15 protein-coding genes are annotated in these 15,133 nt (G+C 58.4%); all 15 read right to left on the bottom strand.

The features are described from left to right. Positions 1-12 precede the first annotated feature (12 nt). Entirely contained in the window at positions 13-2,295 is a 2,283-nt protein-coding gene (locus AO068_RS19310; RefSeq protein ID WP_058402388.1) for a chemotaxis protein CheA, read from the bottom strand. A gap of 33 nt (positions 2,296-2,328) precedes the next feature. Continuing rightward, positions 2,329-3,114, bottom strand: coding sequence for a protein phosphatase CheZ (locus tag AO068_RS19315; protein ID WP_002554269.1), 786 nt, complete (start codon positions 3,112-3,114; stop codon positions 2,329-2,331). A 19-nt stretch (positions 3,115-3,133) separates the two neighbouring features. Then, positions 3,134-3,508 carry a chemotaxis response regulator CheY gene (locus tag AO068_RS19320; RefSeq protein WP_011169086.1) on the bottom strand — a complete coding sequence of 125 codons (375 nt, stop codon included), beginning with the start codon at positions 3,506-3,508 and terminating at the stop codon, positions 3,134-3,136. A gap of 252 nt (positions 3,509-3,760) precedes the next feature. Further along, entirely contained in the window at positions 3,761-4,501 is a 741-nt protein-coding gene (gene fliA, locus AO068_RS19325) for an RNA polymerase sigma factor FliA (protein ID WP_002554271.1), read from the bottom strand. After that, positions 4,498-5,331, bottom strand: a complete 834-nt coding sequence (fleN, locus tag AO068_RS19330) for a flagellar synthesis regulator FleN (protein ID WP_003412391.1) — start codon at positions 5,329-5,331, stop codon at positions 4,498-4,500. The genes fliA and fleN overlap by 4 nt, the downstream gene beginning before the upstream one ends. Before the next feature lie 115 nt (positions 5,332-5,446). Continuing rightward, positions 5,447-6,775, bottom strand: coding sequence for a flagellar biosynthesis protein FlhF (flhF, locus tag AO068_RS19335; RefSeq protein ID WP_058409194.1), 1,329 nt, complete (start codon positions 6,773-6,775; stop codon positions 5,447-5,449). Positions 6,776-6,786: 11 nt separating this feature from the next. After that, positions 6,787-8,916 (bottom strand): flagellar biosynthesis protein FlhA, encoded by a 2,130-nt coding sequence (flhA, locus tag AO068_RS19340; protein ID WP_002554274.1) that lies wholly within the window; start codon positions 8,914-8,916, stop codon positions 6,787-6,789. A gap of 450 nt (positions 8,917-9,366) precedes the next feature. After that, entirely contained in the window at positions 9,367-10,503 is a 1,137-nt protein-coding gene (gene flhB / locus AO068_RS19345) for a flagellar biosynthesis protein FlhB (protein WP_057403000.1), read from the bottom strand. Between the two features lies 1 nt (position 10,504). Then, on the bottom strand, positions 10,505-11,290 hold the full coding sequence (gene fliR, locus AO068_RS19350) for a flagellar biosynthetic protein FliR (RefSeq protein ID WP_002554276.1): 786 nt from the start codon (positions 11,288-11,290) through the stop codon (positions 10,505-10,507). A 6-nt stretch (positions 11,291-11,296) separates the two neighbouring features. After that, positions 11,297-11,566 carry a flagellar biosynthetic protein FliQ gene (locus AO068_RS19355; RefSeq protein ID WP_002554277.1) on the bottom strand — a complete coding sequence of 90 codons (270 nt, stop codon included), beginning with the start codon at positions 11,564-11,566 and terminating at the stop codon, positions 11,297-11,299. A gap of 25 nt (positions 11,567-11,591) precedes the next feature. After that, the gene (gene fliP / locus AO068_RS19360) at positions 11,592-12,344 is read right to left on the bottom strand and encodes a flagellar type III secretion system pore protein FliP (RefSeq protein ID WP_058402557.1); all 753 of its coding nucleotides are present in this window, start codon (positions 12,342-12,344) and stop codon (positions 11,592-11,594) included. Beyond that, complete coding sequence (fliO, locus tag AO068_RS19365; RefSeq protein ID WP_058402556.1) at positions 12,344-12,784, bottom strand: flagellar biosynthetic protein FliO; 441 nt, start codon at positions 12,782-12,784, stop codon at positions 12,344-12,346. The genes fliP and fliO overlap by 1 nt, the downstream gene beginning before the upstream one ends. Then, entirely contained in the window at positions 12,785-13,243 is a 459-nt protein-coding gene (fliN, locus tag AO068_RS19370; RefSeq protein ID WP_002554280.1) for a flagellar motor switch protein FliN, read from the bottom strand. It abuts the gene before it with no gap. A gap of 61 nt (positions 13,244-13,304) precedes the next feature. Next, complete coding sequence (gene fliM, locus AO068_RS19375; protein ID WP_058402555.1) at positions 13,305-14,273, bottom strand: flagellar motor switch protein FliM; 969 nt, start codon at positions 14,271-14,273, stop codon at positions 13,305-13,307. A gap of 9 nt (positions 14,274-14,282) precedes the next feature. Then, entirely contained in the window at positions 14,283-14,783 is a 501-nt protein-coding gene (gene fliL, locus AO068_RS19380; RefSeq protein WP_058402554.1) for a flagellar basal body-associated protein FliL, read from the bottom strand. Between the last annotated feature and the right edge of the window lie 350 nt (positions 14,784-15,133).

Here is a 15,133-nt window from a genome sequence, read left to right on the forward strand (position 1 = left end):
GCACCCCCGGGTTCAGATACGCCGTGCGGCGTAACGCTTGAGCATGCTGGGTACATCGAGAATCAAGGCGATGCGACCGTCACCGGTGATGGTGGCGCCCGACATGCCTGGCGTACCTTGCAGCATCTTGCCCAGCGGTTTGATAACCACCTCTTCCTGGCCAACCAGTTGATCGACAACGAAGCCGATGCGCTGGGTGCCGACCGTCAGGATCACGACGTGCCCTTCTCGCTGCTCTTCATGAGCCGCCGAACTGACCAGCCAGCGCTTGAGGTAGAACAGCGGCAAGGCCTTGTCACGTACGATCACCACTTCCTGACCGTCAACCACGTTGGTAGTGGACAGGTTCAGGTGGAAGATTTCGTTGACGTTGACCAACGGGAAGGCAAAAGCCTGGTTGCCCAGCATCACCATCAGGGTCGGCATGATCGCCAGGGTCAGCGGGACCTTGATGACGATCTTCGAACCCTGGCCCTTGGTCGAGTAGATGTTGATCGAGCCGTTGAGCTGGGAGATCTTGGTTTTAACCACGTCCATGCCCACACCGCGACCCGATACATCGGAAATCTCGGTCTTGGTCGAGAAGCCCGGTGCGAAGATAAGGTTGTAGCAATCGGTGTCACTCAACCGATCGGCTGCGTCCTTGTCCATGACACCGCGCTTGACCGCAATGGAGCGCAGCACGTTAGGGTCCATGCCCTTGCCGTCATCGGAAATCGACAGCAGGATATGGTCGCCCTCCTGCTCTGCCGAAAGGATCACCCGACCACCACGAGACTTGCCCGTGGCTTCGCGCTCTTCCGGCGTTTCGATACCGTGGTCGACCGCGTTGCGCACCAAGTGGACCAGCGGGTCGGCAAGCGCCTCTACAAGGTTCTTGTCGAGGTCGGTCTCTTCACCGACCAGCTCCAGGTTGATCTCTTTCTTGAGCTGGCGAGCCAGGTCACGAACCAGACGCGGGAAGCGGCCAAAGACTTTCTTGATTGGCTGCATGCGGGTTTTCATCACCGCAGTCTGCAGGTCGGCGGTGACCACATCCAGGTTGGAAACCGCCTTGGACATGGCTTCATCGCCGCTGTTGAGACCCAGACGCACCAGGCGGTTACGTACCAGCACCAGTTCGCCGACCATGTTCATGATCTCGTCCAGTCGGGCGGTATCCACACGAACCGTGGTTTCGGCTTCAGTCGCAACCGGCTTTTCACCGGTGGGCGCTGGAGCACGTGCAGGCGCTGGAGCAGGCTTGGCGGGCTCAGCCTTCGCAGCAGGTGCAGGCGCCGCAGCGGGCTTGGCAGCCGGTGGCGGAGCAGCAGCTACGGCGGCTGCCGGAGCAGGTGCCTTGGCAACGACCGCATCAGGCTCGAACTTGCCTTTGCCATGCAGTTCGTCGAGCAGATTTTCGAATTCGTGATCGGTAATTTCGTCCGATGCCGCTGCAGCAGAAGGTGCCTTGGCAGCAACGGCCGCAGGTGCAGCAGCCGCCTGAGCGGCTATGGCGCCGTCAAACGAGCCTTTGCCATGCAGTTGATCAAGCAAGGCTTCGAATTCGTCGTCGGTGATTTCATCGCCGGCAGGCGCTGCACCACTGCTCTGTGCCGCAGGCGCAGGGGCTGGAGCGGCTACAGCATCGGCCGCAAACTTGCCCTTGCCATGCAACTGATCAAGCAGGGATTCAAATTCCTGATCGGTAATTTCATCGCCAGCTGGCGCGACCGCAGGTGCCGAAGCCGGTGCCGCTGATGGTGCCGCAGACACCGGACTGGCGCCGTGCAGCGAATCGAGCAGCTGCTCGAATTCATCATCGGTGATGTCATCGCCGGCCGCTTGCTCGGCAACCGCAACCGGAGCGGCGGCTTCAACCACCGGCTCGGGCTCAGGCTCGGGCGCTGCGACTTCGTCGGCAGATTGTGGCTCGGCCAATCGCGACAGCGCAGCCAGCAGTTCTGGCGTCGCCGCAGTTACGTCAGTCCGTTCACGTACCTGACCGAACATGCTGTTGACGGTGTCCAGAGCTTCCAGGACCACATCCATCAGTTCGGAATCAACGCGACGCTCACCCTTGCGAAGGATGTCGAACACGTTTTCGGCGATGTGGCAGCACTCCACCAGCTCATGGAGCTGGAGGAAGCCGGCGCCCCCTTTTACAGTGTGAAAACCGCGAAAAATTGCATTGAGCAGATCAGCATCATCCGGTCGGCTTTCCAGCTCGACCAATTGCTCTGACAACTGCTCCAGAATTTCGCCGGCCTCTACCAGAAAATCCTGAAGGATTTCTTCATCGGCGCCGAAGCTCATGGGGTGCTCCCTAAAATTAACCGTCAACAGATCTTAGAAGCCGAGGCTCGATAGCAGATCGTCTACATCATCCTGTCCGGATACGACGTCTTCACGTTTATCGGCATGAATCTGCGGACCTTCACCCTTGGCGAGATGTTTTTTAGGATCTTTTTCAGCAAGGATGGATTCTTCGTCATGTTCGATGCCTGCGAAGCGATCGACATGGCTGGCCATGAGCACCAGTTTGAGCAGATTGCTCTCGACTTCCGTAACCAGTTGCGTCACGCGCTTGATAACCTGCCCCGTAAGGTCCTGGTAATCCTGGGCAAGCAGAATATCGTTGAGATGCCCGGAAACCCTATCGGCCTCCTGCTCGGTACGCGTCAGAAAACCATCTACCCGCTTGGCCAGCTCACGAAATTCTTCAGCACCGATTTCGCGGCGCATGAAACGACCCCAGTCGTCACTCAATGCCTTGGCATCGGAGCTCAGACCGCTCATGAGCGGTGTGCTTTCCTCGACCAGGTCCATAGTACGGTTGGCCGCATTCTCGGTCAGCCTCACCACATACGACAGGCGTTCGGTTGCGTCGGTGATCTGCGACACTTCCTCGGCTTGAGGCATGTGCGGATCAATATGAAAGTTGACGATTGCACTGTGCAGCTCACGAGTCAGCTTGCCCACTTCCTGATAAAGGCCGCGGTCGCGTGTCTGGTTGAGTTCATGGATCAGCTGCACAGCGTCACCGAAGCGGCCCTTTTCAAGGCTGGTGACGAGTTCCTGCGCGTGTCTCTTTAAGGTCGACTCAAAGTCGGCCATCGAATCATTGTTATCCATAGCGCCCTCGCGGCATGCATCAGCTATTGACGCGTTCAAAGATCTTTTCGATCTTCTCTTTAAGCGCTTGAGCCGTGAATGGCTTGACTACATAACCGTTCACCCCGGCCTGGGCAGCTTCAATGATCTGCTCACGCTTCGCTTCGGCAGTAACCATCAGTACAGGAAGGCTCTTGAGACGCTCGTCCGCACGGACCTGACGCAACAAGTCGATACCGGTCATGCCAGGCATGTTCCAGTCCGTCACCAGAAAGTCAAAGGCACCGCTCTGCAGCATCGGCAATGCGGTCAGACCGTCATCCGCTTCAGATGTGTTGGTAAACCCCAGATCACGCAAAAGGTTCTTGATGATCCGCCGCATCGTTGAGAAGTCATCAACGATGAGGATTTTCATGTTCTTGTCCAATTCGACCTCCAAGCAGTCTTTAACGCGTTCAGCACCTGAACACGCTGTTCACTCAATACTGGCACAGCACACCCCCAGCTATACGAAACGACGACGGGCTTGGCACAACGACAGTCAAGACTGCGACTAAAGCCCATCGAGACATTGCCCGACAGGCCCTTGCCTCGTCCATCCTGCTACCACGTAACGCTTTGCACAGCCGGCATGCAGACAACGCACGACAAACGTCGCGCACTGCCGTCAACGCGCTCGCCACTCCCCCAAACGCCCCCGCAAACGAGCTGCGCACTGGCTGTGTAACTGACTGACCCGCGATTCGCTGACCCCAAGAACCTCTCCGATTTCCTTGAGGTTCAGCTCTTCGTCGTAGTACAGCGCCAACACCAGACGCTCACGCTCTGGCAAATTGGCAATTGCATCGGCCAACGCTGCCTGGAAGCGCTCGTCTTCCAGGTCGCGCGACGGCTCAAGCGAACCGCTTGCGCCATCCTCATGCAGCCCTTCGTGATCGCCGTCCTGAAGCAGGTCGTCGAAACTGAAGAGGCGGCTGCCCAAGGTGTCATTCAAAATCCCGTAATAATCATCAAGACTCAACTGGAGTTCGGCCGCAACCTCGTGATCTTTAGCGTCACGGCCGGTTTTAGCTTCAATTGCACGAATTGCGTCACTGACCATGCGAGTATTGCGGTGCACCGAGCGTGGTGCCCAGTCGCCCTTGCGCACTTCATCCAGCATCGCACCACGAATGCGAATGCCGGCGTAGGTCTCGAAACTCGCACCTTTGGTTGAATCATATTTGGTGGAGACTTCAAGCAGACCGATCATGCCGGCCTGGATCAGATCCTCGACCTGCACGCTGGCCGGCAAGCGCGCCAACAGATGATAAGCGATACGCTTGACCAATGGCGCATAACGCTCGATCAACTCGTATTGCGAATTACGGGAAGCCTTGCTGTACATCTGGTAGCCGCTCGCAGTCATTGCACAGGCCCTGCACTGGTCTGGTGAACGAGTCGCTCAACGAAGAACTCGAGATGACCCCGCGGATTGGCTGGCAACGGCCAGGTATCAACCTTCTGGGCAATGGCCTTGAACGCCAGCGCACATTTGGATCGCGGGAATGCTTCGTAAACGGCGCGCTGTTTCTGTACGGCCTTGCGCACGCACTCGTCGTACGGCACGGCACCTACATACTGCAGCGCAACATCAAGAAAACGGTCAGTCACTTTGGTGAGTTTGGCGAACAGATTGCGCCCTTCCTGCGGGCTCTGCGCCATGTTGGCCAGCACCCGGAAGCGGTTCATGCCGTAGTCGCGGTTGAGCAGTTTGATCAGGGCGTAAGCATCGGTAATCGACGTGGGCTCGTCGCATACCACCAGCAACACTTCCTGAGCGGCGCGCACGAAGCTGACCACCGATTCGCCGATACCGGCAGCCGTGTCGATCACCAGCACATCAAGGTTGTCGCCAATCTCGCTGAACGCCTGGATCAGACCCGCATGCTGGGCCGGGGACAGATGCACCATGCTCTGGGTGCCAGAGGCGGCAGGCACGATACGCACCCCGCCCGGCCCCTGTAACAGAACGTCGCGCAACTCGCAACGACCCTCTATCACATCGGCAAGCGTACGTTTAGGCGTCAGCCCAAGCAGAACGTCGACATTGGCCAGACCCAGATCGGCGTCCAGCAGCATGACGCGACGGCCAAGCTCGGCAAGGGCCAGTGAAAGATTCACTGACACGTTAGTCTTACCGACGCCACCTTTGCCACCGGTCACCGCGATAACCTGTACGGGATGCATGCTGCCCATGTTATTTCTTTACCTTGTCTTGCGTAGACCGAAACCACATCGAGGGCTGCACGTTCGCAAATGAACACCGCATGGCAGACCGTTGACGCAGGGACATTCCAATAATATCCATCACTTAACCCACTCTCTTGCCAGGGGTGTGATAGAGGTCAGCAAACATATCAGCCATTGCTTCCTCGCTCGGCTCATCCTGCATCTGCACACTCACCGCACGGCTCACCAGTTGATGACGACGCGGGGTGTGCAGGTCGTCAGGAATACGGGGTCCGTCCGTGAGGTAGGCCACAGGTAATTCATGACTGATCGCCAGGCTCAGGACTTCGCCGAGGCTGGCTGTTTCATCAAGCTTGGTCAGAATGCATCCGGCCAGGCCACAACGTTTGTAACTGTGATAGGCAGCGGTCAGCACCTGCTTCTGGCTGGTGGTCGCCAGTACCAGATAGTTACGCGACTTGATGCCACGCCCTGCCAGGCTTTCCAGCTGCATGCGCAGCGCAGGATCGCTGGCTTGCAGCCCGGCGGTGTCGATCAGCACCACGCGCTTGCGCAGCAGCGGCTCCAGCGCCTGAACCAGCGACTGGCCAGGATCGACATGGGTGACCGGCACGTTGAGGATGCGCCCAAGGGTCTTGAGCTGCTCCTGTGCGCCGATGCGGAAACTGTCCATGCTCACCAGTGCGATATTCTGCGGACCGTACTTCAACACGTAACGTGCCGCCAGTTTGGCCAGCGTGGTGGTCTTGCCCATACCGGCAGGCCCGACCATGGCGATGACACCACCCTCTTCGAGCGGCTCGATGTCCGGCACGGCAATCATGCGCGCCAAATGGGCCAGCAGCATGCGCCAGGCCTGACGAGGCTCGTCAATCTCCGGGATCATCGACAGCAGATCGCGCGACAGCGGGCCGGACAAACCGACACGTTGCAGACGGCGCCACAGATTGGCCTGCTGCGGACGACTGCCCTGCAGCTGGTTCCAGGCCAGGGAGCCAAGCTGGACTTCCAGCAGCTCGCGCAGGCCGTTCAATTCGGAGCGCATCGAATCATAGGCGCGCTGACCAACAGCAGGCTCTGCTGGCGCAGGCGGCGTATAAGCGAATGGGCGTGGCGGCTCTTCGAGCGTCGGCTCGATGTGCGTATCGGCAGCGCTGACCGGTTTGCCGGAAAACAGCTGAAGATTGATCGACGCGTCGCTGTCGCTGCGGTTGTTCAATTCGGCCTGAGCGGAGACGATGCGCGACTGGGTCTTGCGCAGCTCGTCTTCGAGCTCCATGTTCGGCACACGCGGTGCCAGGGCGGACAGCTTGTAATCCAGAGCGGCAGTCAGCTCTACGCCACCGGCAATGCGCCGGTTACCGATGATGGCCGCCTCGGCGCCCAGCTCATCGCGAACCAGTTTCATGGCTTGACGCATATCGGCGGCGAAAAATCGCTTAACTTGCATGACTCACTACCTCAGCCGTTCGGCCCGACAGTCGCTACGATGGTTACTTGCTTGTTGTCCGGAATTTCCTGATACGCCAGAACATGCATGTTCGGTACAGCCAATCGTCCAAATCGTGACAGCATCGCCCGGACAGGCCCTGCTACCAGAAGAATTACCGGCAACCCTTGCATCTCCTGACGCTGGGCGGCCTCAATCAACGAACGCTGGAGCTTCTCAGCCATGCTTGGCTCAAGAAGAACGCCTTCTTCCTGACCCTGACCAGCCTTCTGCAAACTATTGAGCAATATCTGTTCCAACCTTGGTTCCAGAGTGATAACAGGCAGCTCCGGCTCAACACCTACAATGCTTTGGACGATTGCGCGGCTCAGACCCACTCGCACCGCAGCCACCAAAGCGGCGGTATCTTGACTCTTGCCGGCGTTGTTGGCGATAGCTTCTGCAATGCTACGAATATCACGCACAGGTACATGCTCAGCCAGAAGCGCTTGCAGCACGTTGAGCAGCGAGGACAGGGACAGCACACCAGGGACCAGCTCTTCAGCCAGTTTGGGCGAGCTTTTGGCCAACAATTGCATCAACTGCTGGACTTCTTCGTGACCAATCAGCTCATGAGAGTGCTTGTAGAGAATCTGGTTCAAGTGGGTTGCCACCACAGTACTGGCGTCCACCACGGTATAACCCAGCGACTGCGCCTGGCTGCGCTGGCTGATTTCGATCCACACGGCCTCCAGACCAAACGCCGGGTCTCTGGCGGTGATGCCGTTCAGGGTGCCGAACACTTGACCGGGGTTGATCGCCAGCTCGCGATCCGGATAAATCTCGGCCTCGGCCAGGATCACGCCCATCAGCGTCAGACGGTAGGCGCTGGGTGCCAGATCAAGGTTGTCACGGATGTGCACGGTCGGCATCAGGAAGCCCAGCTCCTGCGAAAGCTTCTTGCGCACGCCCTTGATACGCGCCAGCAGTTGACCACCCTGATTGCGGTCCACCAGCGGAATCAGGCGATAACCCACTTCCAGGCCAATGATGTCGATAGGGGTAACGTCATCCCAACCCAGCTCCTTGGCGTCCTGAACACGGGTCGGCGAAGGCAGCAGGTCCTGTTGGCGCTGCACTTCGGCCAGCGCCTCGACTTTCACCTGGTTCTCTTTCTTCCAGAGCAGATACGCGCCACCCGCAGCCACCAGGCCAAGGCTGATGAAGGAGAAGTGCGGCATGCCCGGCACCAGCCCCATCACGATCATGATCGCAGCGGACACTGCCAGTGCCTTGGGCGAGGCGAACATCTGGCGATTGATCAGCTTGCCCATCTCTTCCGAACCGGAAGCGCGGGTCACCATGATCGCTGCGGCAGTGGACAGCAGCAGTGATGGCAATTGCGCCACCAAACCGTCACCGATGGTCAGCAGGGTGTAAACGCGGCCTGCATCGGCGAACGTCATGTTGTGTTGCAGAATACCGACCAGCATGCCGCCGATCAGGTTGATGAACAGAATCAGCAAACCGGCAATCGCATCGCCACGCACGAATTTGCTGGCACCGTCCATGGAACCGTAGAACTCGGCTTCCTGAGCGACTTCGGCACGGCGGCGCTTGGCTTCCGGCTGATCGATGAGACCGGCGTTGAGGTCGGCGTCGATTGCCATCTGTTTGCCTGGCATCGCGTCGAGGGTGAAACGCGCGCTGACCTCGGAAATACGGCCGGCACCTTTGGTGATTACCACGAAGTTGATGATCATCAGAATCGCGAACACCACGATACCGACGACATAGTTACCACCGATCACCACCTCACCGAAGGCCTGAATCACCTTGCCCGCAGCGGCGTGACCGTCCTGACCGTGAAGCATGACCACCCGCGTGGAAGCGACGTTCAGTGCCAGGCGCAACAGCGTGGCGACCAGCAGAATGGTTGGAAACACTGAGAAGTCCAGCGGCCGCAGAGCATAAACACACACCAGCAACACGACGATGGACAGTGCAATGTTGAACGTGAAGAACACGTCCAGCAGGAACGGCGGCATAGGCAACATCATCATTGCCATCATGACCAGCAACAACAGCGGAACGCCCAGCTGACCACGGCCCAGGCCCGTGATATTGCTGCGTGCGCTACTGAATATCTGAGAACGATCCACTGATTGTTTACCTGCGCACTAGATCAAAACATTGACGCCGATGGCGACCTGTATCGACCCTGTTGCAAAAAGCTGTCCAACTTTTACAAAGCCAGTGCTGGTAAGGCTTTAGAGGCAGAATTAACGTGAAACCGGCATACCTTGCGCAGTCAGAAAATCTTCAAGAGTGGACGCAGAGCGCCCGGAACGGCATGCAATGCGGAGCGTCGCACGATAGTGAGATGATCGTTCCTCACGCTCAGAGCGCCTGGAACGGCATGCAATGCGGAGCGTCGCACGATAGTTGAGATGATCGTTCCTCACGCTCCAGCGTGGGAATGCCGTGGGTGACGCTCTGCGTCACAAATCTGCGCCGCACCACACGCCCAAGAGCGGACGCAGAGCTTCAGGAACCGCATACCCATGCGGAGCGCGGGCGCGAGGGTGGTCTGCTGGCGACGAAGCAAAGGGCTACGCATCGCGCTGCAGGTCGGGCGGGATCTTGATGTCGCCCAGTGGATCCGGGCGCTTGCCTTGACCGGCGCGGAACTGGCGGATCTGGTAGACGTAGGCCAGCACCTGGGCCACAGCCAGGTAGAGCCCGGCAGGAATTTCCTGGTCCAGCTCGGTGCTGTAGTAGATGGAACGGGCCAACGCCGCAGATTCCAGAATCAGTATCTGGTTATGCGCGCCGATTTCGCGAATCTTCAGCGCTACCAGATCAGTGCCCTTGGCCAGCAACATCGGCGCCCCGCCCTGCTCGGGATCGTATTTCAAGGCTACGGCAAAGTGCGTCGGGTTGGTAATGATGACATCCGCTTCCGGAATCGACGCCATCATCCGCCGCTGGGACATTTCGCGCTGCAACTGGCGAATACGCTGTTTAACCTCGGGGCTGCCCTCGCTGTTCTTGTGCTCGTCGCGCACTTCCTGCTTGGTCATCAGCAGCTTCTTGTGCGCTTCATACAGCACAAAGGGTACGTCGGCAGCAGCGATAAATATCAGGCCACAGGCCATCCAGAAGCTGCTCCAGCCGACCACCAGCAGGCTGTGGATCATCGCCTGTTCCAATGGCTCATGAGCGATGGCCACCAGATCATTGCGCTCCTTGCTCAAGACCACCAGCGCAACCGCCAGAATGATCAGAAACTTGCCGAAGGATTTGAGCAGCTCAACCAGCGCATGCGGTGAAAACATGCGCTTGAGCCCTGCCGCCGGGTTCATCCGGCTGAATTTGGGCATCAGCGATTTGGTTGCGAACAACCAGCCGCCAAGCATGATCGGCCCCACCAGCGCCGCCACCAGCATGGCGATCAGAAACGGCAACATCACGACCAGTGCGTGCAGGCCGGAGCTGAGCAACGCCTTGCCCATGTATGACTGATCCATGAGGGTTTCGCGGCTGATCGTAAAATTGTCGCGCATCAGCTCGGACATCATCTGCGCGATGCCTGAGCCGAACATCAGCAACCCGCCCGCCCCCATCAGCATGACCACCAGCGTGGTCAGCTCCTTGGAGCGCGCAATCTGCCCATCCGCTCTGGAGTCCTTGACCTTTTTTTCCGTGGGGTCTTCTGTCTTGTCCTGGCCATTCTCGTTTTCTGCCATCTCAACGAGCCCTCACCATGTCGCGCAACGATTGCAGTGCCTGACTGGCAATCGGCTGATACTGATTGAGAATATCGCCCATGCTCATCCACAGAATGACCATGCCCAGCACAAGGGTCAGCGGGAAACCGATCGAGAAGATGTTGAGTTGCGGCGCTGCACGGGTCATGACGCCAAAAGCGATGTTGATGATCAGCAATGCAGTGATAGCAGGTAACACCAGCCTGAGCCCTGAACTCAACGCCCAGCCTAGCCCGTTCGCCAGCTCCCAGAAATTATTGACCAGCAGACCGCCACCCACCGGCATCGTGGTGAAGCTTTCGACAAGCACCTCCAACACCACCAGATGGCCGTTCATGGACAGGAACAGCAGCGTGACCAGCATGGTAAAAAACTGGCCGATAACAGCCGAAGATACGCCGTTGGTAGGGTCGACCATCGAGGCAAAGCCCATGCCCATCTGCGTCGAGATGATCTGCCCGGCGATCACGAAGATATGGAAAAACATCTGCAGGGACAGCCCCATGCCGGCGCCGATGATGATCTGCTCGCCGATCAGCAACAGCCCACTGAGGTCAAGCGCCTGAACCGGCGGCATGGCTGGCAGCGCGGGAGCGACCACCACAGTGATGGCAAATGCGAGGTAAAGGCGCACGCGCCGGGGTACCAGTGTGGTGCCGATCACCGGCATGGTCATCAGCAGCGCGACGATACGAAACATCGGCAGCATGAAGCTCGCTACCCAGGTACTGATCTGGATATCGGTCAGCGCAAGCATCGGCTGCATGCGGCGCTAGCCGATCAGCGTCGGAATACTGGTGTACAACGACAGCATGTATTCCATGAATATTTTCAGCAGCCAGGGGCCGATGACAATCAGGGTCACGAGCATGACCAACAGGCGCGGCAGGAAGCTCAGGGTCTGTTCGTTGATCTGCGTGGCCGCCTGAAACATCGCCACCAGCAGACCGCACAACAGGCTCGGCACCACAAGAATCGCGACCAGCACGGTGGTCAGCCACAGCGCCTCACGAAACAGATCGACAGCTACTTCCGGCGTCATCGGGCAGACTCCTCAGCGAAACGGCTCATACGCCACCAAAACTGCCAGCCAGGGTGCCGACAATCAGCGCCCAGCCATCTACCAGCACGAACAGCATGATCTTGAACGGCAGCGAAATGATCAGCGGCGACAGCATCATCATACCCATCGCCATCAGCACACTGGCCACTACCAGATCGATGATCAGAAACGGAATGAAGATCATGAAGCCGATCTGAAACGCTGTCTTGAGCTCCGAAATCACGAACGCCGGAACCAGAATGGTCAGCGGCGCAGCATCAGGTGTCGGGATATCGGTACGCTTGGACAGGCGCATGAACAACTCAAGGTCACTGGTACGGGTCTGTGCCAGCATGAAATCCTTGATTGGCACTTGCGCCTTGGCGACCGCATCCTGCGCCGTGAGTTTTTCAGCCAAATAAGGCTGCAGCGCATCCTGATTCACACGGTCGAAAACCGGCGCCATAATGAACATGGTCAGAAACAAAGCCATGCCCGTCAGGATCTGGTTCGAAGGTGTCTGCTGCAAACCAAGGGCCTGACGCAGAATCGAGAAGACGATGATGATCCGGGTGAAACTGGTCATCAGCATGACAAACGCCGGAATGAAGCTCAGCGCGGTCATGATCAGCAGGATCTGCAGACTGACCGAATACTCCTGCTGACCGTCGGCACCATTGGACAGCGTGATCGCCGGTATCGACAGCGGATCGGCCGCCAGCACAGCAGGCGTCACCATGACCAGCAACAGCAGTATCAGGAAACGCAACGCGCCCATTACTTCTTGTCCTTATCCTTGCCCATCAGCTCCATAAGGCGCTGAGCGAATTCAGGGGTCGCCTGCTCACGCACAGGCACCTGTACCGGTTCCTTGAGCACATGCAGGGGCGTGATCCGCCCTGGCGTGATACCCAGCAACACCTGTTCGCCGCCGATCTGCACCAGCACCAGCCGATCACGCGGACCGAGCGCGCGCGAACTCACCAATTCGATGACCTGACCATTGTTTGGCCCCACGCGCTGCACGCGGCGCATCAGCCATGCGAGCACGAAAATCAGACCGACCACCAGTATCAGACCGAAAAGCAGTTGTACTAACTGCCCGCCCATACCGCCGGATACCGTGTTGGCCACTTGCGCAGGTGCGGCCTGAGCAGCGGGCTCGGCAGCCCAGGCCAGCGACGGCAGGGTCAGCAGAACACTCAGCCAGCGCCTCACTTAGCGCAGCTTCTTGATGCGTTCGCTCGGGCTGATCACGTCGGTCAGACGGATGCCGAACTTCTCGTTGACCACCACCACCTCGCCATGCGCGATGAGCGTGCCGTTGACCAGCACATCCAGCGGTTCGCCAGCCAGGCGATCCAGCTCGATCACCGAGCCCTGGTTAAGCTGCAACAAGTTACGAATGTTGATATCGGTGCTGCCCACTTCCATGGAGATCGACACCGGGATGTCGAGAATCACATCCAGGTTAGGACCGTCCAGAGAAACCGGACCCGTGCTTTTCGGCACGCTGCCGAACTCTTCCATGGTCATCCGGCTACCCGAATTCCCCGCATCCGCCGCCAGCAACGCATCAATATCAGCCTGACTGTCGCCAGCTTCGCCCAATGCAGCAGCCCACTCATCGGCCAACGCCTGATCTTCAGCAGACGTCATATCGTTTTCATCAGCCATCAGTTGTCCTCTGCACGCAGTATTTCAGTTACGCAACAATTTCCGACGTTGACCAGACAGGTCAGCGTCGCGCTATGGGTTCGATTACTTGCAGGGCCATCTTGCCCTTGTGCGAGCCAAGCTTGACCTTGAATGACGGTACGCCATTGGCACGCAGGACCAGCGAGTCGCTCAGTTCCACCGGAATAACGTCACCAGGGCGCATGTGCAGGATGTCCCGCAATGGCAACTGGCGCTGAGCGATGGTCGTGGTGAGCGGCACGTTGACGTCCAGAACGTCTTCCTTGAGCGCGTTGACCCAGCGCTCGTCCTGATCGTCCAGATCCGACTGAAAACCGGCATCGAGCATTTCGCGGATCGGTTCGATCATCGAGTACGGCATGGTCACGTGCAGATCGCCGCCACCGCCATCCAGTTCGATATGGAAAGTGGAAATGACCACGGCCTCGCTCGGCCCGACGATGTTGGCCATGGCCGGGTTCACTTCCGAGTTGATGTACTCGAAGTTCACTTCCATGATCGCCTGCCAGGCTTCCTTGAGGTCGATAAAAGCCTGATCCAGCACCATGCGCACGACGCGAAGTTCGGTCGGCGTGAACTCACGGCCTTCGATCTTGGCGTGGCGGCCATCGCCACCGAAAAAGTTGTCCACCAGCTTGAACACCAGCTTGGCGTCGAGGATGAACAGCGCAGTGCCCCGCAGCGGCTTGATCTTGGCCAGGTTGAGGCTGGTCGGCACGTACAGCGAATGCACGTACTCGCCGAACTTCATGACCTGAACACCACCCACCGCCACGTCCGCCGAGCGGCGCAGCAGGTTGAACATGCTGATACGCGTGTAGCGGGCGAATCGCTCGTTGATCATTTCCAGCGTCGGCATGCGCCCGCGGACAATCCGGTCCTGACTGGTCAGGTCGTAGCTTTTGACACTGCCAGGCTCGCTGACGGTGTCGGTCTGGACCATCCCGTCGTCGACGCCATGCAGCAGCGCGTCGATCTCATCCTGGGAGAGCAGGTCTTGCACGGCCATGTGAGAGTCCTACTGCAATACGAAGTTAGTGAAGAGCAGCTGTTCGATCACAGTCTTGCCGAGTTCTTTCTGTGCCACTTCCTGAATGCTCGCGGTCGCTTTCTGACGCAGCATTTCCTGGCCGATCGGCGAGGCCAGTGACTCAAAGGGTATAGCTGCAAACAGCATGACCAGATTGTTGCGGATCAGCGGCATGTGCGCCTTCAGCGCTTCCATGTCGGCGGCATTGCGCGACAGCATGGTGATACTGACCTGCATGTAGCGCTGGCGACCATTGGAGTTGAAGTTGACCACGAAGGCCGGGGTCATGGGTTCGAACACCGCCACTGGCTTGACGTTGGCTGCGGCAGCGGCAGCAGCCGGGTCTGGTGTGCTTTCGCTCTTGTGCATGAGGAACCAGGTCGCGCCCACCGACAAACCTACCGCCAGCAGCAACGCCACAACGGCGAGGATGATGAGCTTGAGTTTGCCTTTGGTTGCCGGGTCTTTAACTTCTTCGCTCTTCGCCATGCCAATAATCCGTCACTATTCAAGAGGTTCTTCAATACGTGACAGAGGCAGAGCAAGTGTTATGCCAGAGTTGTACAAGATGACGATGTATTGGACACAACCGGTTACGTGGCTGGGCGTGCGGCTTATGAGAGTTTAGGTCATGGAGCGGTTCTGCTGCGTCAGTGATATGAGCGCACGACTCAAATCCCCCTTTTGACTATCGTTCCCACGCTCCGCGTGGTAATGCCGTTCGTGACGCTCTGCGTCACACAGCGGTTCTGTGGTGTCAGGTAGATTGGCGTTCGGCCCAGATCCTCGTTCCCACGCTCCGCGTGGTAATGCCTTTCGTGACGCTCTGCGTCACACAG

This window comes from Pseudomonas sp. ICMP 3272, from assembly GCF_001466905.1.
GTDB classification, from domain to species: Bacteria; Pseudomonadota; Gammaproteobacteria; order Pseudomonadales; family Pseudomonadaceae; genus Aquipseudomonas; species Aquipseudomonas amygdali.

Coding starts and splice junctions, on each gene's coding strand:
- fliR (WP_002554276.1), bottom strand. CDS start 11,290: ATGCAGCCGATGCTTGCGCTGACCGATATCCAGATCAGTACCTGGGTA.
- AO068_RS19355 (WP_002554277.1), bottom strand. CDS start 11,566: ATGACGCCGGAAGTAGCTGTCGATCTGTTTCGTGAGGCGCTGTGGCTG.
- fliM (WP_058402555.1), bottom strand. CDS start 14,273: ATGGCCGTGCAAGACCTGCTCTCCCAGGATGAGATCGACGCGCTGCTG.
- flhB (WP_057403000.1), bottom strand. CDS start 10,503: ATGGCAGAAAACGAGAATGGCCAGGACAAGACAGAAGACCCCACGGAA.
- fliP (WP_058402557.1), bottom strand. CDS start 12,344: ATGGGCGCGTTGCGTTTCCTGATACTGCTGTTGCTGGTCATGGTGACG.
- AO068_RS19315 (WP_002554269.1), bottom strand. CDS start 3,114: ATGGATAACAATGATTCGATGGCCGACTTTGAGTCGACCTTAAAGAGA.
- flhF (WP_058409194.1), bottom strand. CDS start 6,775: ATGCAAGTTAAGCGATTTTTCGCCGCCGATATGCGTCAAGCCATGAAA.
- fliN (WP_002554280.1), bottom strand. CDS start 13,243: ATGGCTGATGAAAACGATATGACGTCTGCTGAAGATCAGGCGTTGGCC.
- fliA (WP_002554271.1), bottom strand. CDS start 4,501: ATGACTGCGAGCGGCTACCAGATGTACAGCAAGGCTTCCCGTAATTCG.
- fliL (WP_058402554.1), bottom strand. CDS start 14,783: ATGGCGAAGAGCGAAGAAGTTAAAGACCCGGCAACCAAAGGCAAACTC.
- AO068_RS19320 (WP_011169086.1), bottom strand. CDS start 3,508: ATGAAAATCCTCATCGTTGATGACTTCTCAACGATGCGGCGGATCATC.
- AO068_RS19310 (WP_058402388.1), bottom strand. CDS start 2,295: ATGAGCTTCGGCGCCGATGAAGAAATCCTTCAGGATTTTCTGGTAGAG.
- fleN (WP_003412391.1), bottom strand. CDS start 5,331: ATGGGCAGCATGCATCCCGTACAGGTTATCGCGGTGACCGGTGGCAAA.